Source organism: Reichenbachiella carrageenanivorans, assembly GCF_025639805.1.
Classification (GTDB): Bacteria; Bacteroidota; Bacteroidia; order Cytophagales; family Cyclobacteriaceae; genus Reichenbachiella; species Reichenbachiella carrageenanivorans.
In genome coordinates this window covers 313,871-338,234 of the sequence record NZ_CP106735.1, presented here as the reverse complement: position 1 = coordinate 338,234, position 24,364 = coordinate 313,871, and the positions used below count along the sequence as shown (strand labels likewise).

Annotated in this window: 27 protein-coding genes; 19 read left to right on the top strand and 8 right to left on the bottom strand. The window is 41.6% G+C overall.

Going from position 1 to position 24,364, the window contains the following annotated elements:
- Positions 1-42: 42 nt before the first annotated feature.
- Complete coding sequence (locus tag N7E81_RS01375; RefSeq protein WP_263051491.1) at positions 43-792, top strand: segregation and condensation protein A; 750 nt, start codon at positions 43-45, stop codon at positions 790-792.
- Complete coding sequence (locus tag N7E81_RS01370; protein WP_317624058.1) at positions 756-1,838, top strand: lysylphosphatidylglycerol synthase transmembrane domain-containing protein; 1,083 nt, start codon at positions 756-758, stop codon at positions 1,836-1,838. The genes N7E81_RS01375 and N7E81_RS01370 overlap by 37 nt, the downstream gene beginning before the upstream one ends.
- Before the next feature lie 72 nt (positions 1,839-1,910).
- Here the strand turns inward: N7E81_RS01370 and N7E81_RS01365 are convergent, their stop codons facing one another.
- Positions 1,911-2,333 carry a nucleoside-diphosphate kinase gene (locus N7E81_RS01365; RefSeq protein WP_263051490.1) on the bottom strand — a complete coding sequence of 141 codons (423 nt, stop codon included), beginning with the start codon at positions 2,331-2,333 and terminating at the stop codon, positions 1,911-1,913.
- Positions 2,334-2,486: 153 nt separating this feature from the next.
- Between N7E81_RS01365 and N7E81_RS01360 the strand changes: the two genes are divergently transcribed.
- The 6 genes from N7E81_RS01360 to N7E81_RS01335 are packed head-to-tail and all read left to right on the top strand — an operon-like array spanning position 2,487 to position 6,780.
- Positions 2,487-3,500, top strand: a complete 1,014-nt coding sequence (locus N7E81_RS01360; RefSeq protein ID WP_263051489.1) for a DHH family phosphoesterase — start codon at positions 2,487-2,489, stop codon at positions 3,498-3,500.
- Positions 3,490-4,407, top strand: coding sequence for an FKBP-type peptidyl-prolyl cis-trans isomerase (locus N7E81_RS01355; RefSeq protein ID WP_263051488.1), 918 nt, complete (start codon positions 3,490-3,492; stop codon positions 4,405-4,407). The genes N7E81_RS01360 and N7E81_RS01355 overlap by 11 nt, the downstream gene beginning before the upstream one ends.
- Before the next feature lie 8 nt (positions 4,408-4,415).
- A complete protein-coding gene (locus N7E81_RS01350) occupies positions 4,416-4,910 on the top strand; it encodes an FKBP-type peptidyl-prolyl cis-trans isomerase (protein WP_263051487.1) in 495 nt (164 codons plus the stop codon).
- A 6-nt stretch (positions 4,911-4,916) separates the two neighbouring features.
- On the top strand, positions 4,917-5,411 hold the full coding sequence (locus N7E81_RS01345; protein WP_263051486.1) for an FKBP-type peptidyl-prolyl cis-trans isomerase: 495 nt from the start codon (positions 4,917-4,919) through the stop codon (positions 5,409-5,411).
- A gap of 2 nt (positions 5,412-5,413) precedes the next feature.
- The gene (locus tag N7E81_RS01340; protein WP_263051485.1) at positions 5,414-6,193 is read left to right on the top strand and encodes an FKBP-type peptidyl-prolyl cis-trans isomerase; all 780 of its coding nucleotides are present in this window, start codon (positions 5,414-5,416) and stop codon (positions 6,191-6,193) included.
- A gap of 11 nt (positions 6,194-6,204) precedes the next feature.
- Positions 6,205-6,780 (top strand): non-canonical purine NTP diphosphatase, encoded by a 576-nt coding sequence (locus N7E81_RS01335; RefSeq protein WP_263051484.1) that lies wholly within the window; start codon positions 6,205-6,207, stop codon positions 6,778-6,780.
- A gap of 54 nt (positions 6,781-6,834) precedes the next feature.
- Here the strand turns inward: N7E81_RS01335 and pruA are convergent, their stop codons facing one another.
- From pruA to N7E81_RS01310, 5 genes are all read right to left on the bottom strand, one after another.
- Complete coding sequence (gene pruA, locus N7E81_RS01330; protein WP_263051483.1) at positions 6,835-8,466, bottom strand: L-glutamate gamma-semialdehyde dehydrogenase; 1,632 nt, start codon at positions 8,464-8,466, stop codon at positions 6,835-6,837.
- 248 nt (positions 8,467-8,714) lie between these two features.
- Positions 8,715-9,476: an SDR family NAD(P)-dependent oxidoreductase gene (locus N7E81_RS01325; protein WP_263051482.1), complete on the bottom strand. Its 762-nt coding sequence runs from the start codon at positions 9,474-9,476 to the stop codon at positions 8,715-8,717.
- Positions 9,477-9,741: 265 nt separating this feature from the next.
- Complete coding sequence (locus N7E81_RS01320) at positions 9,742-10,185, bottom strand: Dps family protein (protein ID WP_263051481.1); 444 nt, start codon at positions 10,183-10,185, stop codon at positions 9,742-9,744.
- 113 nt (positions 10,186-10,298) lie between these two features.
- Entirely contained in the window at positions 10,299-11,027 is a 729-nt protein-coding gene (locus N7E81_RS01315; protein WP_263051480.1) for a polyprenol monophosphomannose synthase, read from the bottom strand.
- A gap of 90 nt (positions 11,028-11,117) precedes the next feature.
- The gene (locus N7E81_RS01310; RefSeq protein ID WP_263051479.1) at positions 11,118-12,509 is read right to left on the bottom strand and encodes a type III PLP-dependent enzyme domain-containing protein; all 1,392 of its coding nucleotides are present in this window, start codon (positions 12,507-12,509) and stop codon (positions 11,118-11,120) included.
- A gap of 125 nt (positions 12,510-12,634) precedes the next feature.
- On the opposite strand from N7E81_RS01310, the gene N7E81_RS01305 reads away from it, so the two are divergent.
- The 11 genes from N7E81_RS01305 (at position 12,635) to N7E81_RS01255 (ending at position 22,119) form a co-directional block, all read left to right on the top strand.
- The gene (locus N7E81_RS01305) at positions 12,635-13,552 is read left to right on the top strand and encodes a dimethylarginine dimethylaminohydrolase family protein (RefSeq protein ID WP_263051478.1); all 918 of its coding nucleotides are present in this window, start codon (positions 12,635-12,637) and stop codon (positions 13,550-13,552) included.
- A gap of 1 nt (position 13,553) precedes the next feature.
- Entirely contained in the window at positions 13,554-14,495 is a 942-nt protein-coding gene (gene ctlX / locus N7E81_RS01300) for a citrulline utilization hydrolase CtlX (protein ID WP_263051477.1), read from the top strand.
- A 6-nt stretch (positions 14,496-14,501) separates the two neighbouring features.
- Positions 14,502-16,295 carry an arginine--tRNA ligase gene (argS, locus tag N7E81_RS01295; RefSeq protein ID WP_263051476.1) on the top strand — a complete coding sequence of 598 codons (1,794 nt, stop codon included), beginning with the start codon at positions 14,502-14,504 and terminating at the stop codon, positions 16,293-16,295.
- A 3-nt stretch (positions 16,296-16,298) separates the two neighbouring features.
- Positions 16,299-17,204 carry a 1,4-dihydroxy-2-naphthoate polyprenyltransferase gene (locus N7E81_RS01290; RefSeq protein ID WP_263051475.1) on the top strand — a complete coding sequence of 302 codons (906 nt, stop codon included), beginning with the start codon at positions 16,299-16,301 and terminating at the stop codon, positions 17,202-17,204.
- 171 nt (positions 17,205-17,375) lie between these two features.
- Entirely contained in the window at positions 17,376-17,774 is a 399-nt protein-coding gene (locus tag N7E81_RS01285; protein ID WP_263051474.1) for a hypothetical protein, read from the top strand.
- A gap of 107 nt (positions 17,775-17,881) precedes the next feature.
- The gene (locus N7E81_RS01280; protein WP_263051473.1) at positions 17,882-18,226 is read left to right on the top strand and encodes a translation initiation factor; all 345 of its coding nucleotides are present in this window, start codon (positions 17,882-17,884) and stop codon (positions 18,224-18,226) included.
- Between the two features lie 115 nt (positions 18,227-18,341).
- Positions 18,342-18,581: a 50S ribosomal protein L28 gene (rpmB, locus tag N7E81_RS01275; RefSeq protein WP_263051472.1), complete on the top strand. Its 240-nt coding sequence runs from the start codon at positions 18,342-18,344 to the stop codon at positions 18,579-18,581.
- Positions 18,582-18,593: 12 nt separating this feature from the next.
- Positions 18,594-18,776: a 50S ribosomal protein L33 gene (gene rpmG / locus N7E81_RS01270; protein WP_263051471.1), complete on the top strand. Its 183-nt coding sequence runs from the start codon at positions 18,594-18,596 to the stop codon at positions 18,774-18,776.
- Between the two features lie 2 nt (positions 18,777-18,778).
- Positions 18,779-18,931, top strand: a complete 153-nt coding sequence (locus N7E81_RS01265; RefSeq protein WP_263051470.1) for a DUF4295 domain-containing protein — start codon at positions 18,779-18,781, stop codon at positions 18,929-18,931.
- Between the two features lie 94 nt (positions 18,932-19,025).
- Positions 19,026-19,976 carry a signal recognition particle-docking protein FtsY gene (gene ftsY / locus N7E81_RS01260; protein WP_263051469.1) on the top strand — a complete coding sequence of 317 codons (951 nt, stop codon included), beginning with the start codon at positions 19,026-19,028 and terminating at the stop codon, positions 19,974-19,976.
- Between the two features lie 127 nt (positions 19,977-20,103).
- A complete protein-coding gene (locus N7E81_RS01255) occupies positions 20,104-22,119 on the top strand; it encodes an alpha amylase C-terminal domain-containing protein (RefSeq protein WP_263051468.1) in 2,016 nt (671 codons plus the stop codon).
- Here N7E81_RS01255 and N7E81_RS01250 read toward each other — a convergent pair.
- Positions 22,108-23,136: a polysaccharide deacetylase family protein gene (locus N7E81_RS01250; protein WP_263051467.1), complete on the bottom strand. Its 1,029-nt coding sequence runs from the start codon at positions 23,134-23,136 to the stop codon at positions 22,108-22,110. The genes N7E81_RS01255 and N7E81_RS01250 overlap by 12 nt on opposite strands.
- Positions 23,133-24,326 (bottom strand): glycosyltransferase family 4 protein, encoded by a 1,194-nt coding sequence (locus N7E81_RS01245; RefSeq protein ID WP_263051466.1) that lies wholly within the window; start codon positions 24,324-24,326, stop codon positions 23,133-23,135. Before N7E81_RS01245 ends, N7E81_RS01250 begins: the two co-directional genes overlap by 4 nt.
- Positions 24,327-24,364: the final 38 nt, after the last annotated feature.

The window sequence follows — 24,364 nt, the reverse complement described above, 5'->3', positions numbered from 1 at the left end:
AAGTAATCATGATACCTTTGAAACTGACTAAATGTATTGCTGTTGAAATTTGAAGTCAAGCTACCGTTGTTCGAAGGTCCATTCGACCTGTTGCTCTTTTTTATACAAAGAGACGAACTGGATATCTATGACATTCCGATTTCTAAAATCACCAACGACTTTCTCGATTATATCAAGCATCTCGAAAAGATGAATGTGGAAGTGGCTAGCGAATTTATCCTTGTAGCCTCTACGCTCATGCGGATCAAGGCGAAGCTGTTGCTCCCACGTCCAGTACTGGATGAGGAGGGTAATGAGATAGACCCAAGAGAAGAATTAGTACGTCACTTGCTTGAATACAAGCGATACAAGTCAGTGATTGCTGAACTAGTAGCGTTAGAGTCTAATCGGCTAGATCGAGAAAAAAGAGGTAACCTAGCTAAAGAAATTCGAGCCTTGTCGGAGGTGAGCAATGTGGAAGCCGAACTTCAGAACTTAGACTTGTTCAAAATCTTGAAGGTTTACCAAAAGGTATTGCACCGATATGAGTCGGAGCAAAACAAGGTGGAGCATAAGGTAGTTCAGTATCCTTATACCATATCAGGTCAGAAGGAGCATATATTAGCCACTTTGGAAAGCAGCCCAAGGATGGCATTCACGGAGGTGATGGCACAAAAGCCTGAAAAAATCGCTGTGATTTTCAATTTCCTCGCCATTCTAGAATTGCTGCAAATGCAATTGGTTCAGATCACAATAGGCGAGGGGTTCAATAATTTTTGGATAGAAAAAACGGAGACCGTAGCGGCCGATTGATGGATATCAGTAAGAAGAGTGCCTTCAAAGTTCTAAATCCTAACAATGTATGGGTGCCCATTTTATTTGGGTTGGGAATCGTATTCCTGTTGTTTTATTTCGATGATAATATTACAGCGGACAACCTGAGTTTGATCTTCGATGCGAAGTGGTCGTCAGTGTTTGTGGCCTTTTTAGTGCTGTTGGCGCGAGATGCAGGTTATGCTTACCGCATTCGTACCCTGACTAATCAGGAGCTGACATGGAAGAGCAGTATCGTGGTGATTATCCTATGGGAGTTTGCCTCAGCAGTTACTCCATCGGTGGTGGGAGGTACTGCAGTAGCTGTTTTTATTCTGACTTACGAAGGGATTAATTTTGGTAAATCACTGGCCTATGTGATGCTGACAGCTATATTGGATAATTTATTTTTTGTAGTGGCGGCACCTGTGGTGATGCTATTGACACAAGGAGTGATTTTCCCATCTATCCATACCTTTGATGTGCAGATTGGAGGTAGTCTCCAGTTCTTTTTCTTTTTAAGCTATAGCTTAATCGCTACTTATACTTTGGTGATGTCGTATGGTCTGTTTGTGAAACCTAGAGCATTCAAGTGGTTTTTGCTGAAAGTAACTGCGCTTAAGTTTCTAAGGAAATGGAGGGTAAAAGCCAATCAGTATGGCGATGAAATCATGATCGCTTCTAGCGAAATCAAAGGGAAAATGGCCAGCTATTGGGTGAAAATCTGTCTGGCTACAGTATTCATTTGGACGGCTCGGTACCTCATGCTTAATAGTCTGGTGTCTGCCTATGCGGAGATTACAGTACCAGAGCATATGGTTATTTTTAGCCGTCAGATTATCATGTGGATCGTGATGCTCATTTCTCCTACACCAGGGAGCTCGGGCACAGCAGAGTTCTTCTTCAATCAGTTTTTCAACGAGTATCTAGGGAGTTATACTTTTGTGTCTAGTATCTTCTGGAGGCTTATGTCTTACTACCCTTACCTGCTTTTGGGTGCCATCTTTTTGCCACGCTGGGTACGTAGCAAATTTTTCAAAAAATAGAAAGAGGCTGTTTCACCAGCTTGATTGATGTGGTAAAACAGCCTCCCCAATGGTGTAGTAGTTTTTTATTGACTACTTGATTTTTTCTAAATCAGAGAAGTAAAATGAGCCTTCGATGGCGGCATTTTCGTCTGAGTCAGAACCGTGTACGGCGTTGGACTCTAAAGACCTAGCAAATATTTTTCTAATCGTTCCTTCGGCTGCATCTGCAGGGTTAGTTGCTCCGATCAATTTTCTAAAATCTTCTACGGCATTGTCTTTTTCGAGAATCATGGCTACGATAGGTCCCGAAGACATGTATGCACATAGATCATTGTAGAAAGGCCGCTCGCGGTGTACTGCATAAAATTCCCCAGCAGTCTCAGAGGTCAGTTGTGTCAACTTCATTGCTTTGATTGAGAAGCCTGCATCTTCTATCATTTTTGTAATCGCTCCAGTATGACCGTCTTTGAAGGCATCTGGTTTGATCATGGTAAATGTTCTGTTATTAGCCATTATCTAAGTCTTATTTGTTCTGAAAATCCCGCAAAATTAGGGCTAATATTCGACGATCAAAAGAATTCATTGTGAATCATAATCTGTAGTTTCTCAGCGCTTTTGCATTTCGAATAAATTTCACCACTTTTGCAACTTCTTTTTACATCATCGATGCAAAACTTAGCAGCATTTAAAGCGTTATTGGAGCTTCCAAAGCGAATTGTGATCACCACCCACATCAAGCCTGATGCAGATGCATTAGGGTCTTCTCTGGGACTTGCGGGGTATTTATTGAAACAAGGCCATCAGGTTTGTGTCATTACCCCTACGGACTATCCTAAGTTTTTGAACTGGATGGAAGGTAATGATGATGTGCTCATTTTTGAGGGAAATGAAGAAAAGGCCGAATACCTAGTGGAAAATGCAGACCTAATATTTTGTCTGGATTTCTCTAGCCTCAAGCGAATTGGAAACTTAGGTAAGCTTGTAGCAGACTCCGACGCTGAAAAGGTATTGATCGATCACCATTTAAATCCAGAGACATTTGCTAAGTATGTGTTGTGGAGTACGGAAGCCGCAGCTACTGCCGAACTAGTATATGACCTGATAGAGATGATGGGAGATGCTGAAAAGCTTACCAAAGGCATGGCGGAAGCTTTGTATGCTGGGCTGATGACAGATACAGGTAATTTTAAGCTGCCCTGCACTACACCTCATGTACACAATATAGTAGCTAGTCTAATGGAGTTAGGTGCTGATGTGGCTAAGGTAAGCCACAAAGTATATGATGACAACTCGCTGGATAGAATGAGGCTGCTTGGCTTTGTTTTGAATGAACGGTTGGAAATCATAGAAGGCAGCCACGTAGCCTATTTTTACCTCACCTTAGCCGATAAGGAGAGATTCAAATATCAAACAGGAGATGCCGAAGGTTTGGTGAATTATGGTTTGGCAGTAGAAGATATTCATGTATCGGCCATTTTTATTGAGTATGAAGATCAAGTGAAAATTTCATTTCGTTCATTTGGAGACATTCCTGTGAATGAGTTAGCAAGAAAGTATTTTAATGGCGGCGGACACAAAAACGCTGCTGGCGGTGCCACTACAGATAGTCTGGAAGACACCATCAACCTATTTAGAGATTTAGTATTAAAACAGACCAAGGAATTAAATTATGAAGTATAACGCGCTATTAGCCGTATTGGCTATTTCAGTTCTTAGCATTGCATGCAGTGAAAACAGAACTACAAAATCGGGTATCATAGTAAACATTGTAGAAAAAGGTGACGGCCCTGAACTCAAGGATAGTACCATTCTGCAACTGAACATGAAATACCTAAACGATAAGGGCAACGAACAGTGGAGTTCTGCTAAAGCTGGTGGGCCTGTGCCAATCCAATACATCAAAGAAGTGTGGGCTACGAGTGGTACCATGTATGAAGCATTGGAGATCATGAAAGTAGGAGACAGTGCTACTTTTGAAGTGTCAGCTAAGGATTTGTATGAAAATACTTTCAAAACTGCTGTGCCAGATAGTTTGGATACGGCTAGCAATGTGACTTTTTATGCTAAGATCGTTTCTATGATGACTACTGAAGAATTTCAAGCCTTCCAAAAAGAAGAATACGAAAAAGCTCAGGCTAAAGCCCAAGAAGAAAGAGTAGCAGCACAAGCTAAAATGATTGAAGATGCAGCCGAAGTAATTAAAAAGGATGGTGAAATCATCGATCAGTATTTGGCTGATAATGGAATCACTGCACAGACTACTGAATCTGGGTTGAGATATGTGATCACTGAAGAAGGAGAAGGAGAAAATGCACAAGCTGGTAATCAAGTGTCTGTACATTATAATGGTACACTACTAGATGGCACTAAGTTTGATTCGTCGTACGACAGAGGTTCTCCATTTGGATTTGTCTTAGGACAAGGAAGAGTAATCATGGGTTGGGATGAAGGTATCGCTTTGTTAAACAAAGGAGCTAAGGCAACGCTTTACATCCCAAGTACATTAGCTTATGGAGAGAGAGCGGCAGGTAGCATTCCTGCTAATTCTATTCTCAAGTTTGATGTAGAATTGGTTGATTTTCAGTAAAAAACAGAATGAAACTATCGGTAATTATATGCCTGATCTATATTGGGTTGGCTTTTGCTTCGTGTGACAATGAACCAGAAATAGGTTCTGAATATGACCTTGTAGCACTAGACTCTACCCGGGTAACGATCGCAAAATATTTGGAGACAAATAAGATTACTGATTATAAAACTACCAGTTCTGGGATTGTTTATGTTATAAATGATCCTGGAACTGGTGATTTTCCTACCAAAAGCCAAACCGTTACCGTTCACTATACGGGGTATCATCTAGAGGATGATGCCAAATTCGATTCGTCTTATGATAGAAATGAAGCTTTTTCCTTTCTTTTAGGTGAAGGCCAAGTGATCCCAGGCTGGGACGAAGGAATTGCGCTATTCAAAAAAGGAGGAAAAGGGACACTTTATATTCCCTATCAGTTGGCTTATGGTGTATATGGCTATGGTACAATAGGACCTCTGGAAGACTTAAAATTCGATATTCATTTAATAGGGATAGATTAAAAGATTATGAAAGAGGTATTACAAATGTTGGGTGGAATATTCAGATTGCTCGTATTGAGTGCATGGGTACTTGTGGGATGTAAAGATGATAATGGAGACCCTTCTCCATATATCAGTATGGAGGAATACCTTGAATTGTATGGGGATGAATACCCAGGCTATAAGACAACAAATTCAGGTTTGGTCTATTATATCGAGGAAGAAGGAACAGGAGATACTCCAGAAAAAGGAGACGTAGTGAGTGTGCATTATACAGGGTACCATCTAAATGATGGTAAATTTGATTCTTCATACGACCGAGGATATCCGCTTAGCTTTACTCTTGGAGAGGGGCAAGTGATTCAAGGCTGGGACGAAGGAATTGCCCTGTTGAAAAAAGGTGGTAAGGCTACATTTTTTATCCCATCATATTTGGGGTATGGAAAAGACGGAGGAGGTTCCATTAGCTCAAATGAAGATTTGAAATTTAATGTGAAGCTGGTAGATTTTGATAAAAAATAGGAATGATGAGGAGAATGAATACGGTATTTCTTGGGGGCGTGGCTGTGGCTATGCTGATAATGGTTTCTTGTGAGACCCCCGTAGAAGATACATCTGCATACGATGAATATAAAGCCGATTCATTGGCACAAGCCATTACGGACAGTATTGTGATTGCACAATATATAGAAGATAATAATATTGACGAAAGTCAGGTGGTAGATGCTGGATATGGCATCAAATACGTCCTTACCAACCCTGCGTCAGTCACTAGAATACCAGAACTTAACGACATCATGTCATTGCACATGGTATATAAATTTGACGACAATCAAATCTACAGTACTTCTAACTCTGCTGTAGCTATCGAAGAAGATAGTTTGGCTTGGGTAGAAAGATGGAATGCAGAAGCGGGTAGCGGTACTGCTCAGTCGTTTAATAGCGATACGCTTTACATTGGGTCTGTGCCTCAAGATACTGTAGTAAATAAGGACATGGCGATAGAAACTACACTGATCAATTTGTCAAACACTAAAGAGCCACTAGACTATACTTTATATCAAGAAAACACACTGTACGCACCTCAAACGGTTAACTTTTCAGAGAACGGAACAGGGCTTAATTTTAGTTGGCCATTTGGCCTGAGGTGGGCACTTAAAGACGCTCAGTCCGATATGATGCTCAATTCAAATGTATTGATCATGAGCCCTTCTCAGTTTGCCTTTGGGTCTGCTGGTAGCGGTGCTGTACCTGCTAATAGTGTGGTCATATTTGATGTGACTTTAGTCAATCTCCGCCCATAGCCCACATAGTTGTGAAAATTTGTTTTGCTACTCATAATCAGAATAAGCTCAAGGAGATTAATCAAATTTTGACTGATTTCGAAATCATTGGATTGACGGATATTGGATGCGTAGAGGAGATTCCAGAGACGGGAACTACACTCGACGAAAATTCTAAAATCAAGGCAGACTTTGTAACTAGTCAATATCAAATTTCTTGTTTTGCTGACGATACAGGGTTAGAGGTAGAGGCCTTAGGAGGCGCACCAGGGGTGTATTCTGCTCGCTATGCAGGAGAGGGACGTGACAACGGAGCCAATATGGAGTTGTTGTTGAAAAACCTAGCAGGGCATTCGGATAGATCTGCACGATTCAGAACAGTCATTACCTTGATCCTTGAGGGGGAAACTCACCAATTTGAAGGTATAGTAAATGGGCGTATTATAACAGAGCTTCGAGGCCAGGAGGGTTTTGGATACGATCCTATATTTATACCTGAAGGATATGACAAGACATTTGCAGAAATGTCTGCTGCAGATAAAAATGCTATTTCTCATAGAGGAAGAGCAGTAGCCAAACTGGAGAAATTCCTTAAAAATCGCACATAAAAAAAGACCGTACCTGATCAAAGGTACAGTCTATCCTATTTGTTTTCAGAAACCTTATTTTTCTTCCATAAAAGGATATCTGTAATCCTTCGGAGGGTTGAATGTTTCCTTGATCGTTCTTGGTGATACCCATCTCAGCAGATTGAGCATTGAACCTGCTTTATCGTTGGTGCCAGATGCTCTTGATCCACCGAAAGGCTGCTGCCCTACTACTGCACCTGTTGGCTTGTCATTGATGTAGAAATTACCCGCTGCGTTCACTAGTTTCTTAGTCGCTAGTTCGATCGCATACCTGTCTTGAGAGAAGATAGCTCCAGTCAATGCATAAGGAGAGGTGCTGTCTACTAGCTCCAATGCTTCTTCGAATCGCTCAGCTTGGTACACATAGATTGTGATCACAGGCCCGAATATTTCTTCGCACATGGTTGTAAACATAGGGTCTTTAGCCACGATGATTGTCGGTTGGATAAAGTATCCTTCCGATTTATCATAATTTCCACCCGCTATGATTTCTGCCATGTTGCTTTCCTTCGCAGCGTCTATGTATTTCGAAATTTTATCGAAAGCCTTTTCGTCGATTACTGCATTAAAGAAATTGGTGAAATCTTCTGGAGAGCCCATTTTGATGCTCTTGTGATCTTCTATGATATAATCTTTGACCTCTTTCCAGATGTTGTCAGGGATATAGGCTCTTGATGCTGCACTACATTTTTGTCCCTGAAATTCGAAAGCACCTCTGGTGATGGCTGTGGCCAATGCTTTAGCGTCAGCTGATTTGTGCGCAATGATAAAATCTTTGCCGCCTGTCTCTCCAACGATCCTTGGGTACGACTTGTATTTGCTTATGTTTTCACCAATGGTTTTCCACAGGTGTTGGAATACACCTGTGCTGCCAGTAAAGTGCAGCCCACCAAAGTCTTTATGATTAAATACGACTTCTCCAGCTACAGGTCCATCTACATAGACCATGTTGATGACACCATCAGGTACGCCAGCTTCTCTGAAAATTTCCATTAAAATCTGTGCGGAATATACTTGTGATTCGGCTGGTTTCCACACGACGGTGTTGCCCATCATAGCAGGTGCTGCGGGCAAGTTGCCAGCGATCGAGGTAAAATTGAACGGTGTAAGTGCAAATACAAAGCCTTCTAGTGGTCGGTGTTCTAGTCGGTTCCACATGCCTGGTGCAGACTCTGGCTGTTCGGCATAGATCTGCGTCATAAAGTCTACATTGAACTTCAGAAAGTCGATATATTCACATGCAGCATCGATTTCCGCTTGAAACGGATTTTTGGATTGAGCCAGCATGGTCGAAGCGTTGATTTTGGCGCGATATGGGCCAGCGACTAAGTCGGCGGCTTTCAAAAAGATACTTGCCCGGTGCTCCCACGACAGTTCAGCCCATGCTTGTTTGGCACCCATGGCTGCGTTGATCGCTTGCTCTACATGAGAGGCATCTCCATAGTTGAAGTGACCCAAGGTGTGCTTGTGATCATGTGGGGGAGCCATTCTTTTTTTGTTTTCAGTAGTGACTAATTCACTCCCGATATACATAGGCACATCTATTTTTTTGCCTCTCATGGCCTTTAGTTCGGCTTTCAGTTCGGCTTTTTCTGGGCTTCCTGGGGCGTATGAAAGTACCGGTTCGTTTTCAGGAACAGGTACAGCGTATATTCCTTTGGGCATATTGTTGTTTTTTTTAATGTTAAATCATTTTTCACAAAGGTAAGAAAGACCCTTATAATGGGTGTTGGATAAATACATATTATTTTAGCCGAAAACTCAGGTATTGAGGAAGTTGGGTTAAAACATTGCAGAATGAATAAGTTAAAAGAATTTTATATGAAGTATCGAACATACTTCAGAACAGATTTGCTTTTTTATGTTTTTATGCTCTTGTTTCTCTTATTCTTATTTGTGGTAATTGGGCCAGATTAATGGATGTAGCTGGCTGCATTCATGTCTATGGTACTGCCTGTGGCATGGTCAGCCATGCCACTTGCCAAAAAGGTGACCATAGGGGCGATGTCTTTTGGTTCGGTCATTCGCTCTAGCGAAATGTCAGCAGTCGCATGGTCTGTTCCGTACTTTTCCATGGCTTCTTTGGCCATGTCAGTCCTCACAAATCCAGGAGCTATGTTGAAGGCTTTAATACCATTTTTTCCATATGCTCTCGCTATGGTTTGGGTTAGGGATACGAGTCCGGCCTTTGAGGCGGCATAGGCCATGTACTCCGCAGTGTCGCCGCGATAGGCTGCTCTAGAGGTAATGTTGATGATGCGCCCTGCGCTATTTCTTTTTAGGAAGTGTTCGATTACTTTTTTACAAAGAATTCCAGCCGAATTCAAATTGACTTGCATGGTTTCATTCCATGCTTTGATCCAATCAGCCTCTTTGCTTCCTATGTCAGCTGCTTTGGCTATTCCAGCATTGTTTACTAGGATTTCTATGCTTCCCATTTCTAGGATCACACGATCAAATAGATTGGCCGCTTCGTCTTTTTTAGAAAGATCGGCTTGAAAAGCTCGGGATTCGTTGCCTAGCACGTGTGCGAGATTTTCTGCTTCCCTCATGTTTTTGTTGTAGTGTACGGCTACTGTGGCTCCAGCTTCGGCAAGCTTGGATGCAATCGATTTGCCGATTCCTTTGCTGGCACCGGTCACTAGTATATTCAATCCTGATAAGTTGATGTACATTTCGTGCTGTTTCTTGTGAGGGTTAAATTAATGCGCAGTGGAGTAAATAAAAATTAGATTCTCAACAATATTAAGGAAACTGAAATTTCTTATTGTCCCTTTTTAAGGGAATTGATATATGCTGATAGCCTTTTTGGCTTTAGGGTCAGTTTTTTACATTTAGATAGAGATATTCGAAATCATTATCTGACTAATGTTTTTATTTAGAAAACAGAAAAGCAAACCTTATGGGGTTTGCTTTTCTGTTTCTTGGAAAGACGAGATTTTATTTCAACCAGGCTTTGTACATCCAAAGTGTTTTTTCTTGTTCTTCGATCAAGGCAGACATCTGATCTTCAGTGCCTCCATCATTGGCTTCTCCGGCCAAATCTTTCATCTCTTTTTCTTTAGCTACGATTTGCTCTAGATTAGCTACTACTGTTTTTACAGAGGTTACACCGTCATGAACATTTTTCACTGGTTTGATTTGTGCTGTGGCTAGGTAGTCTTCAAAGCTATGAAGCGGAGTGCCTCCTATGGTTAGGATTCTTTCGGCTATTTCGTCCACCTTCATGGCAGCGTCTGTGTACAGTTCTTCGAACTTGACATGGAGCTCAAAAAATTCTTTCCCTTGTATATTCCAATGAAAGCCTCTGAGATTTTGATAGTAAATCTGAAAATCAGCAAGGAGTTCATTCAATTTTTCGACTATGACTTTATTTTCTTTCATGGTTATTTGATTTTATGATTCTGATATATGCAAAGAAGGGCAAATACTATACTGAAAGTTAAAGTATGGCATCACTTATCGCAATGAAAAGATAAAGATTATTGATGCCTCAATCAGGCAGGTATATATTTTTTGAAAAGGCTTTTTATTTTCATCTGAATCACACCAAACACAGCTTCTTTGAAGATGCCACGAGACATTTTAGAAAGTCCTTTGGTGCGGTCTGTGAAAATGATTGGCACTTCTTCTATGTGGAATCCATATTTCCATGCCAAAAATTTCATTTCAATTTGAAAGGCATAACCCACAAAATGAACGTTGTCTGGGCCTATCGTTTCTAGTACCTTTCGAGTATAGCATTTAAATCCTGCCGTGGTGTCTTTGATCGGGATGCCTGTGATGAACTGCACGTATTTGCTGGCGCAATAGGACATAAGTACGCGATCCATGGGCCAATTGACCACATTTACGCCTGAGATATAGCGTGATCCGATGGATAGATCTGCGCCATGAGCACAAGCAGCCCTGAGTTTTATGAGGTCTTCAGGGTTGTGAGAAAAATCAGCATCCATTTCGAAAATGAACTCATAACCCTTATCCAATGCATACTGGAAACCTGTAATGTATGCTGTGCCCAAGCCTTCTTTGCCAGCTCGCTCTAGCATGTGGAGTTGGCCGAATTCGGACTGTAGGTTTTTTACAATAGTCGCAGTGCCATCAGGTGAATTGTCGTCCACTACCAATATGTCGAAATCAGCTTTTAAATTAAAAACTGCTCGAATGATGTCTTCAATGTTTTCTTTTTCATTGAAAGTGGGGATGATGACTAGACTTTTGTTCAAATGCTGCTAATGTTTAATTTTTACGAAACTATGAGAAAAATATGCTAATGTCTAACGCAAGTCAAATTCTCTGCCCAATTGACATAGCACTTATTTATAACCCAATATCTTCATCATTTGTTCACTCGATTGTTCTTCGGCAAATACTTTCGTGACTACCTCTCCATTTTTATCTCTGTCGATCAGAATATGTTTTGGTGCTGGGATCAGACAATGCTGGATACCACCATAGCCGCCTAGCGATTCTTGATACGCACCAGTATGGAAAAACCCGAAATATAAGGTTTGCTCTTTTTCTATCACAGGCAAAAACACTTCTCCGATGTGTGCCTCTGAATCATAATAGTCCATGCTGTCGCAGGTCAAACCTCCAATGTTGACTCGATGATAATGGTTGTCCCAAAGATTGAGTGGGAGCATGATAAACTTGGAATTGATCCCCCATACGTCTGGCATATGTGTGATGAACGAGCCATCCATCATATACCAAAGTTCTTTGTCATTTTGTAGTTTCTGATCCAGTACCGAGTATATAGTCGCCCCGCTTTCAGCTACGGTAAAACTGCCGAATTCGGTAAAGATATTAGGGTCTTCGACTCCGTTCTTTTTACATATCCATTGGATGTTTTCCACGATCTGCTCGGCCATGTACTGGTAGTCGTACTCAAAGTGTAAAGAGTTTTTAATAGGAAATCCCCCGCCGATGTCTACTGCTTCTAGTTCAGGACATATTTTTTTGAGTTCGGCATACTTGTATATAAACCTGCTCAGTTCACTCCAGTAGTACGAAGTATCTTTGATGCCTGTGTTGATGAAATAGTGAAGCATCTTCAGCTGACCTTTCGAGTTGCTCTTGATGCGGTTTTGATAATAATCGATCACATCACTATAGCGAATGCCCAAGCGAGAGGTGTAAAACTCAAAATTAGGTTCTTCGTCTGCCGCCAGTCGCATGCCCATTTTGAACGGTTGCTTTACGTGCTCATCGTAGTAGTCGAGCTCCATCAAATTGTCTAATATGGGGAGGCAATTTTTAAAGCCTGCATTGAGGAGACTAGCGATTTTTTCAAGATAGTGTGGTCGCTTGTAGCCATTACAGATGATGTAGGTGTCTTTTGTGATGAGCCCTTTTTCGAAAAGCGTTTCTACAATGTTGATGTCATATGCCGATGATGTTTCGATATGAATATCATTCTTAAGGGCTTCTTCCATTACGAAAGAAAAGTGATTCGATTTGGTACAATAGCAGTACGTGTACGAGCCATTGTATTTCTTCTTCTGAATCGCTTGAGCAAAAATCTGTTTTGCCGATTGGATCTTTTCGGAGATTTTAGGAAGGTAGGTCAGCTTTAGAGGCGTTCCGTGTTCCTTTATTACCTCCATTAGGTCTACACCGTTGAATGAGAGATTTTTGTTTTTAACCTCAAATTCTGCTGTAGGAAAATAAAAGGTTTGATCAATTAAGTCATAATACTTTTTCATCGAATCACTGTCGTGTTTTTTTGCTCTTGGTAAACCAACAAATATCAACAAATTTATGTTTAATACGCATCATCGTAATTGCTAAAATTCCTATTAAATTTGCCCTCCCAAAAATCCAAAAATTGATGATAAATATTTTAATAAAAGACGAGACCGCTCCACTCAGATCTGTAGTGCTGGGTACAGGGGAGAGTTTCGGAGGCGTGCCAGATATCAGTGAGGCCTATGATCCCAAATCTAGGGAACACATACTCGATGGTACTTTTCCAATAGAAGAGGATATAGTGAAAGAAATGGATGCTGTAGCAAAGGTACTGACCAAGCATGGTGTGAAGGTGTATCGCCCTGCAGTCTTGCCCGATACCAATCAGGTATTTGCTAGAGATATCGGTTTTGTGATTGGAGACAAATTCATAGTACCTAATATCATAGATGATCGTGCAAGCGAAAGAGATGGCATAAACTATATTTTGGAGCAAATCCCTTCAGATCAAGTGCTACGCATGCCTCCTGGTGCCTATGCCGAAGGTGGAGATGTGATGCCCTGGAAAGAAAAGCTGTATATCGGCTACTCAGAAGACGAAGACTACCATGCATATAAGGTAAGCAGAACCAATCATGCGGGTGTAGAGTTTCTAAGAGACCAATTTCCCAATTGTGAATTTTATGCTTTTGAGCTAAAAAAGTCTGACGATGAGCCTAAGGAAAATGCTTTGCATTTGGATTGCTGTTTTCAACCTATAGGTAATGACCAATGTATCATATACAAAGGCGGGTTCAAAAATGAAAAAGACTATCACCTAGTGGTGAGTCATTTTGGGGAGGAAAACTGTATCGAAATCACCAAAGAAGAAATGTATCACATGAACTCGAATGTGTTTTCGATTTCACCTGAGGTAATCATCAGTGAGCAACATTTTACTCGTCTGAATGACGAATTGGAACGCAGAGGGTTTGTTGTGGAGCGTGTGCCCTATAACGAAACCGCTAAAATGGAAGGCTTGTTGAGATGTTCTACTTTACCGCTCGAAAGGGCTTACTGATATGGGAATAAATACTACTTCTACCATTATGATGGTTCGCCCAGTACAGTTCAGGCTCAATGAGCAGACTGCTGTCAACAATTACTACCAAAAGGCGCTAGAAGACGTTACGCCAGAAAATGTGCAAGAACGTGCCTTGGCTGAGTTTGATGGTTTTGTAGCAAAGCTAAGAGCCAAAGGTGTGGAAGTAATCGTAGTCAATGATACACCAGAGCCAAGTACGCCAGATTCCATTTTTCCTAACAACTGGATCTCGTTTCACGACGATGGCGTGATCGGTCTATACCCTATGTATGCAGAAAATCGACGGTTTGAGCGTAGGGAGGATATTATCAGTCAGTTTCCAGAGAGTGGGTATAATATCACCAATATCATCGACTTGTCTGGAGCCGAGGAGTTTGGTAAATATCTGGAAGGAACAGGCAGTCTGATATTGGATAGGGGCAATCGAATCGCCTATGCAGCAGTTTCGGAGCGCACACATCCCGACGTGATCAAAGATTTTGAAAGCGCCTTCAATTATAGGGTAGTAGCCTTCATCGCTAATCAAACTGTGGGCGGAAAACGGCTGCCGATCTATCATACCAATGTGATGATGGGACTTGGGGATGAGTTTGCCGTGATCTGCTTGGATACGATAGACGATGTTATAGAAAGAAAAATGGTAGTAGATTCGCTGCAGAATTCTGGCAAGGAGATCATAGAGATTACAGAAAGTCAAAAAGAGCACTTTGCAGGCAATATGCTTCAAGTAGAAAACAAGTCAGGCGACCGATTGATGGTGATGTCTGAGGCAGCCTATGGATCATTGACCGAAGAACAAAAAGGAAAGATTTTAAACTATAATAAAGACATCATTTTCAGTTCGCTCGATACTATCGAGGCATTGGGAGGCGGTAGCGCCAGATGTATGATGGCAGAAGTGTTTCTGCCCAAGAAATAAAAAAGAATGGACATTGTATCACAACTACAGCAAGGAATAGCAGCAGGTCTCAAATCCCTGTACGATCACGAAGTAGCCGCCTCGGAGTTAGGCTTGCAGCCTACCAGGAAAGAATTTGAAGGCACTTATACCTTTGTGACCTTTCCTTACGGTAAAATTTCAAAGAAAAATCCAGTGGAAACTGGCGAGGAACTAGGGAGCTACTTGAGGGACAATTGCGATGTGGTAGCGGGATACAATGTGGTCAAGGGATTTCTTAATATAGAGCTATCTACTGCACTATGGGCTAATCTATTCAATGAAATAGCTCAGAAGTCCAATTTTGGTAGTTTTCCCCGGAAGGGTGAAACGGTGATGGTGGAATACTCCTCGCCCAATACCAACAAACCCTTGCATCTGGGACACTTGAGAAATATTTTTTTAGGTTACTCCGTATCCAAAATCTACGATGCCTTTGGCTATGACGTAGTCAAAGTTCAGATTATCAACGACCGTGGTATTCATATCTGCAAGTCGATGGTGGCTTGGCAGAGATTTGGAAATGGCGAGACTCCAGAGACTTCGGGACTAAAAGGGGATAAACTCGTAGGTAAATATTATGTTGAGTTTGATAAAGCGTACAAAGCAGAGATTAGTGAGTTAGTTGCAGCAGGTCAGTCGCAAGAAGAAGCAGAGAAGCAAGCGCCGCTGTTGCTCGAAGCACAAGAACTACTTAGAAAATGGGAGGCCAAAGAGCCAGATACCTACGCCCTCTGGGAGCAGATGAACGGTTGGGTATACAAGGGGTTCGATGCTACTTATGAGCAAATGGGGGTGACCTTTGATAAATTATATTATGAATCGAATACCTACCTGCTGGGTAAGGAGCAAGTAGCTGAAGGATTGAAAGCAGGACATTTTTTTGCCAAAGACGACGGTTCTGTATGGGTAGACCTGACCGAAGAAGGACTGGATCAAAAGATCGTACAACGCTCGGATGGGACGGCGGTCTATATGACTCAGGACATCGGGACAGCTATCCAAAGGTTTAAAGAATACCCTGGCCTTATCAAGCAGGTCTATACTGTGGGCAATGAGCAGGATTATCATTTTAAAGTGCTTTTCTTGATTTTGAAAAAATTAGGGTATAAATGGGCGGAGGAGTGCTATCATCTATCTTACGGCATGGTGGATTTACCTTCTGGCAAAATGAAATCCCGCGAAGGGACTGTAGTAGATGCCGACGACCTTATGGGTGAGATGATCGCTACGGCAGCGCACCATACCAAAGAACTGGGTAAAATCGACGGATTTACTGATGTACAGGCCAATGAGTTGTACGATACCATTGGACTTGGTGCTCTGAAGTATTTCTTGCTCAAGGTGGATCCCAAGAAGCGCATGTTATTCGACCCGCAGGAGTCGATTGAATTTCATGGCAACACAGGGCCTTTTATCCAATACACGCATGCGAGAATTTCGGCGATTATTCGTAGAGCAAAGGAACTAGCTATCGAAACGGAGACATTAAGTATTCCGTCAGGAGTGGAACTGAGCCAGACCGAAAACGAACTGATTTATCTCTTGTCTGAGCTGCCAAATAAAGTTAAAATGGCAGCAGAAGAGTATCTGCCCTCTGTGATCGCACAGTATGTCTATGACTTGGCCAAGGAGTACAACAAGTTCTATGCAGAGTTTGCCATCTTTGGTGAGCAGGCGGCAGAGATCACGGCTTCTCGTGTAGCGTTATCCGCTCAGGTTGCTAAAAACATTAAATACGGCATGTCGCTGTTGGGCATCCATGTACCAGATCGAATGTAATTCATGGGTGATTCCAAAATCAAACATTGGCTAGAGGCCTTCAGGTTAAGGACGCTTCCGCTTGCTCTGTCCAGTATATTGATGGGCAATTTTTTGGCGCAATGGAAGGGGATGTTCGATTGGTGCATTTTAGGGCTGGCTGTGTCTACTACCGTTTTCCTGCAAATCCTGTCCAACCTAGCCAATGACTACGGCGATTCTGTACATGGTGCAGATAGTGTCGATAGACAAGGGCCAAGTAGAGCGGTGCAGACAGGGGTTATATCCAAAGCACAAATGAAAATAGCAATGATCATTTTTGCTGTTTTGTCTCTTGTGTCTGGATTGTTTTTGTTAGGTGTTGCTTTTGCTGATCATTGGCTTTGGGTATTGATTTTTTTGCTGGTGGGCGTAGCGGCCATCTATGCGGCGATCACCTATACGGCAGGCAGCAATCCCTATGGTTATCGAGGGCTGGGTGATATTTCCGTTTTTATATTCTTTGGTGTGGTTGGTGTATTTGGGTCGTATTTTTTACAGACTCACCAGTTTGATTGGGCAGTGATGTTGCCAGCGATTAGCTGTGGGCTGTTGGCTACAGGTGTACTCAATGTGAACAACATCAGAGATATAGAATCTGATGAGCAAGCAGGTAAGATCTCAATTCCTGTGCGTATCGGGAGGGACAAGGCTGTGAAGTACCATTTTTGTCTACTTGGTCTAGCGATGCTCTCTAGTTTGATTTTTGCTTTTTCATATCACTCCGATTGGATGTCTTTTTTGTTTGTGCTGTCGTTTCCTTTGATCATTCGAAATGGGTGGGCAGTGAAAACCAAAAGACAGGCCAAGAACCTAGACCCGTTCCTCAAACAGTTGGCTTTGACTACCTTGTTTTTTGTGATATTATTCGGTGTGGGCTTGATTTTGTAACCCTACGTAAGTCGTGTGACTGGGTTATTCAGTTCAGAATTGTACAGGTACTGTCCGATTTTTTGACAAATATTATTTGGTTTAATATTCAATCATCTCATTTTCAGTAAGTTGAGTTATTGGCATGTTGTTGGTCTCTGGTCTAATGTCAAAAACTTAAAAAATACTGTTATGAACAAGATCAAAAATATCTCTCTATTGACCTTAGTATTCGGTCTGATGTTATCCACTTCTTTATTTGCCAGTTCGTCTGATAATAAATCAGTTGAAAAAGCCAAGGCGGCTGTAGAAAATGGAGCGCCAGACGACTGGCAGTTGTTGGCAAAGCAAGCCAAAGTCCTGCTTAGAAAAAACAAAGACTTAGGCACTGCTAAAATATGGTTAGAAAAATCCATCTCCATCAAAAAGGATGTAAGCAACCTAGAGCTCATGGGGGACTATTACGCTAAGAATGATTTGCCAGCTCAGGCGCTAGACTATTATTCTCAATGCTCCGAGCTGATGCGTCAGAATGATCAAGGTGCAGACGTGTCGTATTATCAAAATAAGATTTGGGAATTGAAATACTGATTCTAGTTAAAATTTACGTTTATATCAAGAGGTTGCGTCAGAAGGATGCGACCTCTTTTTTTGATACCAGATCAAGTCTTGTTTACTTTGCATGAAATTTTGGTGTTATGTCGAAGAAAGGAAATTTTAAAAATCGTATAGGGGTTGTTTATTCTACAGACGATAGCTTTGACTATACTGAAGATGGAGAATTTGAAGAAGAAACCTTGGCACCAAAAGATCAAAAATTAAGAGTAGAGTTGGATAAGAAAAATCGTAAAGGAAAGCAGGTGACTCTTGTCACAGGCTTTACGGGCATGACTGGCGACCTCAAAGAGTTGGGCAAAATGCTCAAAACCAAATGTGGGGTAGGTGGGAATGTAAAAGACCGAGAAATTATTATCCAAGGAGATTTGCGTGATAAGGTGGTTGATATCCTGTTGAAAGAAGGATATCAGGCAAGGAAGATTTAATTTCAGCTCAAATCTTAAATAAAAACCATTTATTTTATAGAGAGCTTTTACATATGCTAAAGTTTTCTCTATATTTGCACTCCGATTTTTTAAGGATCGCTAAAAGACTAGAAAAATGTCGAAAGTTTGTCAAATAACAGGTAAGAGACCACAAGTAGGGAACAACGTTTCTCATGCTAATAACAAAACCAAAAGAAGGTTTTATCCAAATCTATTCAAGAAGAGATTTTATCTTCCTGAAGAAGATAGATGGATTACTTTGAAAGTTTCATCAACTGCGTTGAAAACCATCAATAAGAATGGTTTGGCTGCTACGTTGAAGAAAGCTAAAGCAAAGGGAACCCTTTCACTATAATGATTTAGAACGATGGCTAAGAAAGGTAATAGAGTTCAGGTAATATTAGAATGCACCGAGCACAAGACGACAGGTCAGCCAGGTACTTCTAGATACATTACGACTAAAAACAGGAAAAATACTCCTGACAGAATGGAATTGAGAAAGTTCAATCCAATTCTTAAGAAATATACTGTTCACAAAGAAATTAAATAACCATGGCTAAGAAGGTAGTTGCAACCCTAAAAGACAAGGATGGCGTAAAGTATGCTAAAGTGATTAAGGCAGTAAAAACTAAATCAGGAGCATATTCATTCAGAGAAGAAATTGTCACTGAAGACAAAGTAAAAGAAGTACTGGCTGCAAAGTAATTCAGCCTTTTAAGATATATTTGAAAGTCTCCTGATCCCGATTGTTATCGGGATAGGAGACTTTTTCTATTTTTGACCCTACCACCAACTGATTATGGGATTATTCAATATTTTTTCTAAAGAAAAGAAAGAGAGCCTAGATAAAGGGCTAGAAAAATCGAAAGAAAATTTCTTTTCGAAGCTTGGAAAAGCAGTTGCCGGCAAATCTACTGTCGACGATGAGCTTCTAGACGAGTTGGAAGAGGTCTTGATCACTTCGGATGTGGGGGTAGATACTACTGTTAGAATCATCGAAAGGATCGAAGAGCGTGTAGCTAAAGATAAGTATCTCAATGCGGCAGAACTCAATGTGATTCTTCGTGAAGAAATAGCGGGCTTACTTGAGGAGAATAATTCTGGAGATCAAGTTGATTTTGAATTGCCAATCGACAAGAAACCTTATGTGCTTTTGGTGGTAGGAGTGAATGGCGTTGGAAAAACTACGACCATTGGCAAGCTAGCTGCTCAATTTCATAAAAGAGGTAAGTCTGTAGTGCTCGGAGCAGCAGATACCTTTAGAGCTGCAGCGGTAGATCAGCTCAAGCTTTGGGGAGAGCGTGTGGGGGTACCAGTGGTGGCACATGGCATGAATACCGACCCGTCGGCTGTTGCCTATGATGCAGTGAAATATGCCATAGAACAAAAAGCTGATATTGTGATCATTGATACCGCAGGACGGTTGCATACCAAGGTCAATTTGATGAATGAGTTGACCAAAATCAAAAGAGTAATTCAGAAATTCGTGCCAGATGCGCCACATGAAATCATGTTGGTACTCGATGGTAGTACGGGGCAAAATGCCTTTATGCAAGCACAAGAATTTACCAAAGCCACTGATGTGTCTTCGCTGGCAATCACCAAACTCGATGGAACGGCTAAGGGTGGGGTCGTTATTGGTATATCGGATCAATTTAAAATACCTGTCAAATATATAGGTGTAGGTGAAGGGATTGAGGATCTTCAGGTCTTCAATAAAAATGAATTTGTAGATTCTTTTTTCAACTGATTTCTATAAGTCCTTCAATTCTGAGTCAAGACTGATGATAGTCTATTAATAATTTTTCATTTCTTTCCTTCAGCAAGATTTATCTCCATTAGGCTAGTTATATTGAGTACAGTTTAAATACCTCGATATGCCTAATTCGGAAGATATTCAATTGATTGCAGACGATCCTTGGTTAGCCCCTTATCAGCCAGATATCGCTCAGCGGATGGCTTATTTTGAGCAACGCCTCCAAACCATCCGATCTACTGCTGGTTCACTTTACGATTTTGCTGATGGACACCATTATTTTGGGTTCAATTACGATAAAAAGCTAAAAGGCTGGTGGTACAGAGAATGGGCACCTGCTGCTGATGCTTTGTCTTTGATTGGCGAGTTCAATGGATGGCATGCCGAGCATCACCCCATGACACAAGATGAACATGGGGTGTGGGGGGTATTCATGTCGGATGATACTGAATTTCCATTAGTACCTGGTGGCCTGGTAAAGGTAAAGGTGCAAAATGGCTTGATCGATAGAGATCGGTTACCTGCTTATTCTTTTCGTGCCGTTCAAGATCCACAATCTTATGATTTTAGTGCTCAAGTATTGGGTGTATCTAAGTATAAATGGAAGGATAAAAAATTTCAACTTTCTCTTGGGTTCGCTCCAGTGATCTATGAATGCCATGTAGGTATGGCACAGGAAAAAGAGGGGATAGGCACCTATCGTGAATTTGCGGATGAGGTACTGCCAAGAATTGCTCGTCTTGGGTACAATTGTATCCAAGTGATGGCTATCCAGGAACATCCATACTACGGCTCATTTGGCTATCATGTCTCCAATTTTTTTGCGCCATCCTCCCGGTTTGGCTCTGCTGATGATCTCCGGTACATGGTCGATCAGGCGCATCAGATGGGAATTGCCGTAATTATGGATGCAGTCTATTCGCATGCTGTTAAAAATATCGCCGAAGGTCTTAATGATTTTGACGGATCAGACAATCAGTATTTTCATAAAGGTGGCCGTGGCTATCATACCGGCTGGGATTCGAAGTTATTCGACTATGGTCGAATGGAAGTGTTACAATTCTTATTATCCAATATCCGTTATTGGATGGAGGAGTTTCATCTAGATGGATTTAGATTCGATGGAGTTACTTCTATGCTTTACCACCATCATGGAGAAGGTGTGGCTTTCGATCATTATGACAAGTACTTCAAGGAAGGAGTGGACTGGGATGCCATTTGTTTTTTGCAGTTGGCTAACGAATTGATTCATCAAATCAAACCAGAGGCGCTATCAATTGCGGAGGACATGAGTGGTATGCCAGGCATGTGCAGGCCAGTGAGCGAAGGCGGTATCGGGTTCGATTATCGGTTAGGTATGGGATTGCCAGATTATTGGATCAAGTTGCTCAAGCATACGCCAGACGAGAGCTGGAGTGTGAATGCCATTTGGGATGTAATGGCCAATCGGCGATACAAGGAGAAAACCATTGCTTACGCTGAATCTCACGATCAGGCACTTGTAGGTGATAAAACCTTGGCATTTTGGCTGATGGATAAGGATATGTATTGGCACATGCAGAAGGCAGATGATCACTTGGTGATCGACCGAGGGATGGCGCTACTCAAAATGATCCGATTGCTTACCTCTAGTTTGGGTGGAGAAGGTTATTTGAATTTTATTGGTAATGAGTTTGGGCATCCTGAGTGGGTGGATTTTCCACGAGAAGGAAACGGATGGAGCTATAAGTATGCTCGCAGGCAGTGGTCGTTGGCAGATCACCCTGATCTGAAATACCAATGGCTACAGGGTTTTGATCAAGCCATGATCGATTTGCTAAAAAAGAATGATATCCTAGGAGCTATGCAGGCCAAGCCACTCAATATGGACGAGGATAATCATGTGATCATCTTTGAACGCAACCATCTGATCTTCTTTTTTAACTTTCATCCAGATCGCTCAATTGCTGATTATAAGTTTCACTTACCTGTTGCAGGGCAGTATCAGGTCGTGTTGAGCACAGATAGCAGTGCGTTTGGTGGGCATGATCGTATCGATGATTCCATGGTTTATCAGTCTGCATCGTATGAGCATGGGGATCAATTGTCTATCTACACACCTTGCCGGTCGGCGATTGTTCTGCGGTTATTGCCGTAGTCTGAATTGTAAATTGCTAAATATATTAATCAACGTCTGATAAGTATTGTAGCTGGTGTCTTCGTGCCCCGCATTAGGATTCAGTTTTTCCAATATATTGGCGGCAGACAATCCAGACCATAGTTTTTGAATCTCTTCACTTTGTACAGCCATAGCTGTAGATAGTTCATTTAGTTGTTTGAGCCAGCTGATCTGTAGTGGGTGGGTGTTGAGGCTATCAAGTGGGCGATAGTCATATGTGCCGCTGATTGGTTGGCGGACATTATATATTGGCTTTTTTTCTACTTGGTCAATTTGTGTTTTGAGGGAGTAAATTGTGGCTTTGTTTTTTGTTTTACGAATGAGCTCAGACCATCCACCTATTGCCATCAGTTCATCAGGCGCTAATTGCAAAAAGTGGTGTTGTATTTCATCGTTTTGAAATAAAGATTGACCTTGGTCTGAGGTGATCAAAAGTAAGTCGAAAGAGGTTTCAGACTTTGCACTAAATATCCGCTCTGATTTATGCTCGCTTAGATACCAGTCAATAGCCCCTGTGAATGAAGAGTTGTAGCCTAACTCTTGCAGGATGGGAGCCAAGTCGTTGTAATAGATATTAGATGTATTAAAAAAACGACTGGGCGATGTTCCTAATTTTTTCTGAATCAGTTGTTTGTGCCAATGGACTTCCCTTTGGAAATGGGCGCGGTCATATAGTGAAGAGAGACTGTGATGATAGGTACCGCCGAGCAATTCTATATGACCTTTTTTTATTGCGGTTTTCAATGTTTTAACCATTGCTGCATCGAAGGCCGATAGCATGTCTATGAAGGTACCAGAGCAATATAGAGAAACGGGTGTGGTATTCTCCGTTATTTGTGTTAATGCAGGATAGGCATATTGCTGATACCAAGCACGGAATTGTTGTGCTTCGTCTGCTGCATAGTAGCCTCTTTTCGATCCAATGTCGAAAAGAGAGAAATTGACGAGTGGTCGAGCCCAGTCAAAGATGAGAGTGATGGATAATGATTTGTTCATAAGATAGATTCAGCCACAGCTAATACTTCATCCGCAGACTGTCCCCAATTCAATTTTTCGATACTTTTTTTATTTGCTTTTACTTGTGCTTCGGCAATGGTTGGGTTTTCTAAAATTTCCAAAATAGCGTCAGCAAAATCATCTGAATCTCCAGGAGTGGCCAGCTTAGCTTCGGTGAGCAGCTCGGCAGCACCACAGTTTTTGGATAGTACCAAAGGTACTTTGGCCTCTGCGGCTTCCAAAGCCGTAAGGCCAAAGGGCTCTGAAAACGACGGCATGCAATATACATTGGCAATGGCGTAGAGTTTTTGAAGCTCTGTTTGATCTAAGTGTCCAGTAATATGAAACCGACCTGCAATTTCGCTACCAGCACCAGCTACAATTAGTTTTTTGTAGAGGTCACCGTCACCAGCCATCACAAACCTACTGTCAGGATATTTCTCATATACCTTTTCGGCAATTTTAAGGAATTGCATCGGACCTTTTTGCCCAGAGAGTCTACCTACGAAAAGCACAACCTTTTCAGTAAAAGGATTGTTGATTTTAGTGCGTTTCTGATGCGAATGCCCGTGATAGATCACGTGAATCTTATCTGCATAGATTCCGTATTGCTCGATCATTATTTTTTTAGAATACGCACTGATGGCAATCACTGCTTCTGCTGTTTCCATGGCTTTTTTTTCTAAGTCAAAAATCCATGATTTTTCTTTCCCGAAATTTCTATCATAGTCTAGAGAATGTACATGCAACAGAAGAGGCTTTCCGAATTTTTCCTTGAGCTCTAGCGCCGCTTTGAAAGTAATCCAGTCGTGAGCATATAGTAGATCGAAATCTATTTTCTTTCCAGCTAATACCAGTTCTTCGGTGAAAGCAGTAAGCTGATTATGAAGCTTTTTACTTTCCACTTTCTCCATTGTTTTGGTGTGTGATATTTCCTGATAGTGATAGGCCGATAGCTGAGCTTCTATACTTACTGTGGCCAGTTCTTGGAGGATGCTAAGGTCGGAAAAAGCAGTAGTGTTGCGCTGCGCATTGGTATGAGTAGCCAGTTCACCCAGTTGCCTGGGCTCAACCAGAGTCAAATCATTTTTTTTTGACAGCTCGGTTACTAGATGAGCCGTGGCTTTGCCGAGTCCGCTAGTTTCACGGCTAGGGGCCCCTGGGCCGAGAATCAGTAGTTTCGTGTTCATAAATTTAGGAGTAAGGTTTTGAGGTTATGGTTGTTTTG

Excerpts from the sequence above, each read along its gene's own strand:
- N7E81_RS01365 (WP_263051490.1), bottom strand. The coding sequence starts at position 2,333 with ATGGCTAATAACAGAACATTTACCATGATCAAACCAGATGCCTTCAAA.
- N7E81_RS01360 (WP_263051489.1), top strand. The coding sequence starts at position 2,487 with ATGCAAAACTTAGCAGCATTTAAAGCGTTATTGGAGCTTCCAAAGCGA.
- N7E81_RS01355 (WP_263051488.1), top strand. The coding sequence starts at position 3,490 with ATGAAGTATAACGCGCTATTAGCCGTATTGGCTATTTCAGTTCTTAGC.
- N7E81_RS01350 (WP_263051487.1), top strand. The coding sequence starts at position 4,416 with ATGAAACTATCGGTAATTATATGCCTGATCTATATTGGGTTGGCTTTT.
- N7E81_RS01345 (WP_263051486.1), top strand. The coding sequence starts at position 4,917 with ATGAAAGAGGTATTACAAATGTTGGGTGGAATATTCAGATTGCTCGTA.
- N7E81_RS01340 (WP_263051485.1), top strand. The coding sequence starts at position 5,414 with ATGATGAGGAGAATGAATACGGTATTTCTTGGGGGCGTGGCTGTGGCT.
- pruA (WP_263051483.1), bottom strand. The coding sequence starts at position 8,466 with ATGCCCAAAGGAATATACGCTGTACCTGTTCCTGAAAACGAACCGGTA.
- N7E81_RS01325 (WP_263051482.1), bottom strand. The coding sequence starts at position 9,476 with ATGTACATCAACTTATCAGGATTGAATATACTAGTGACCGGTGCCAGC.
- N7E81_RS01320 (WP_263051481.1), bottom strand. The coding sequence starts at position 10,185 with ATGAAAGAAAATAAAGTCATAGTCGAAAAATTGAATGAACTCCTTGCT.
- N7E81_RS01310 (WP_263051479.1), bottom strand. The coding sequence starts at position 12,509 with ATGAAAAAGTATTATGACTTAATTGATCAAACCTTTTATTTTCCTACA.
- N7E81_RS01305 (WP_263051478.1), top strand. The coding sequence starts at position 12,635 with ATGATAAATATTTTAATAAAAGACGAGACCGCTCCACTCAGATCTGTA.
- ctlX (WP_263051477.1), top strand. The coding sequence starts at position 13,554 with ATGGGAATAAATACTACTTCTACCATTATGATGGTTCGCCCAGTACAG.
- argS (WP_263051476.1), top strand. The coding sequence starts at position 14,502 with ATGGACATTGTATCACAACTACAGCAAGGAATAGCAGCAGGTCTCAAA.
- N7E81_RS01290 (WP_263051475.1), top strand. The coding sequence starts at position 16,299 with ATGGGTGATTCCAAAATCAAACATTGGCTAGAGGCCTTCAGGTTAAGG.
- N7E81_RS01285 (WP_263051474.1), top strand. The coding sequence starts at position 17,376 with ATGAACAAGATCAAAAATATCTCTCTATTGACCTTAGTATTCGGTCTG.
- N7E81_RS01280 (WP_263051473.1), top strand. The coding sequence starts at position 17,882 with ATGTCGAAGAAAGGAAATTTTAAAAATCGTATAGGGGTTGTTTATTCT.
- rpmB (WP_263051472.1), top strand. The coding sequence starts at position 18,342 with ATGTCGAAAGTTTGTCAAATAACAGGTAAGAGACCACAAGTAGGGAAC.
- rpmG (WP_263051471.1), top strand. The coding sequence starts at position 18,594 with ATGGCTAAGAAAGGTAATAGAGTTCAGGTAATATTAGAATGCACCGAG.
- N7E81_RS01265 (WP_263051470.1), top strand. The coding sequence starts at position 18,779 with ATGGCTAAGAAGGTAGTTGCAACCCTAAAAGACAAGGATGGCGTAAAG.
- ftsY (WP_263051469.1), top strand. The coding sequence starts at position 19,026 with ATGGGATTATTCAATATTTTTTCTAAAGAAAAGAAAGAGAGCCTAGAT.
- N7E81_RS01255 (WP_263051468.1), top strand. The coding sequence starts at position 20,104 with ATGCCTAATTCGGAAGATATTCAATTGATTGCAGACGATCCTTGGTTA.
- N7E81_RS01250 (WP_263051467.1), bottom strand. The coding sequence starts at position 23,136 with ATGAACAAATCATTATCCATCACTCTCATCTTTGACTGGGCTCGACCA.
- N7E81_RS01245 (WP_263051466.1), bottom strand. The coding sequence starts at position 24,326 with ATGAACACGAAACTACTGATTCTCGGCCCAGGGGCCCCTAGCCGTGAA.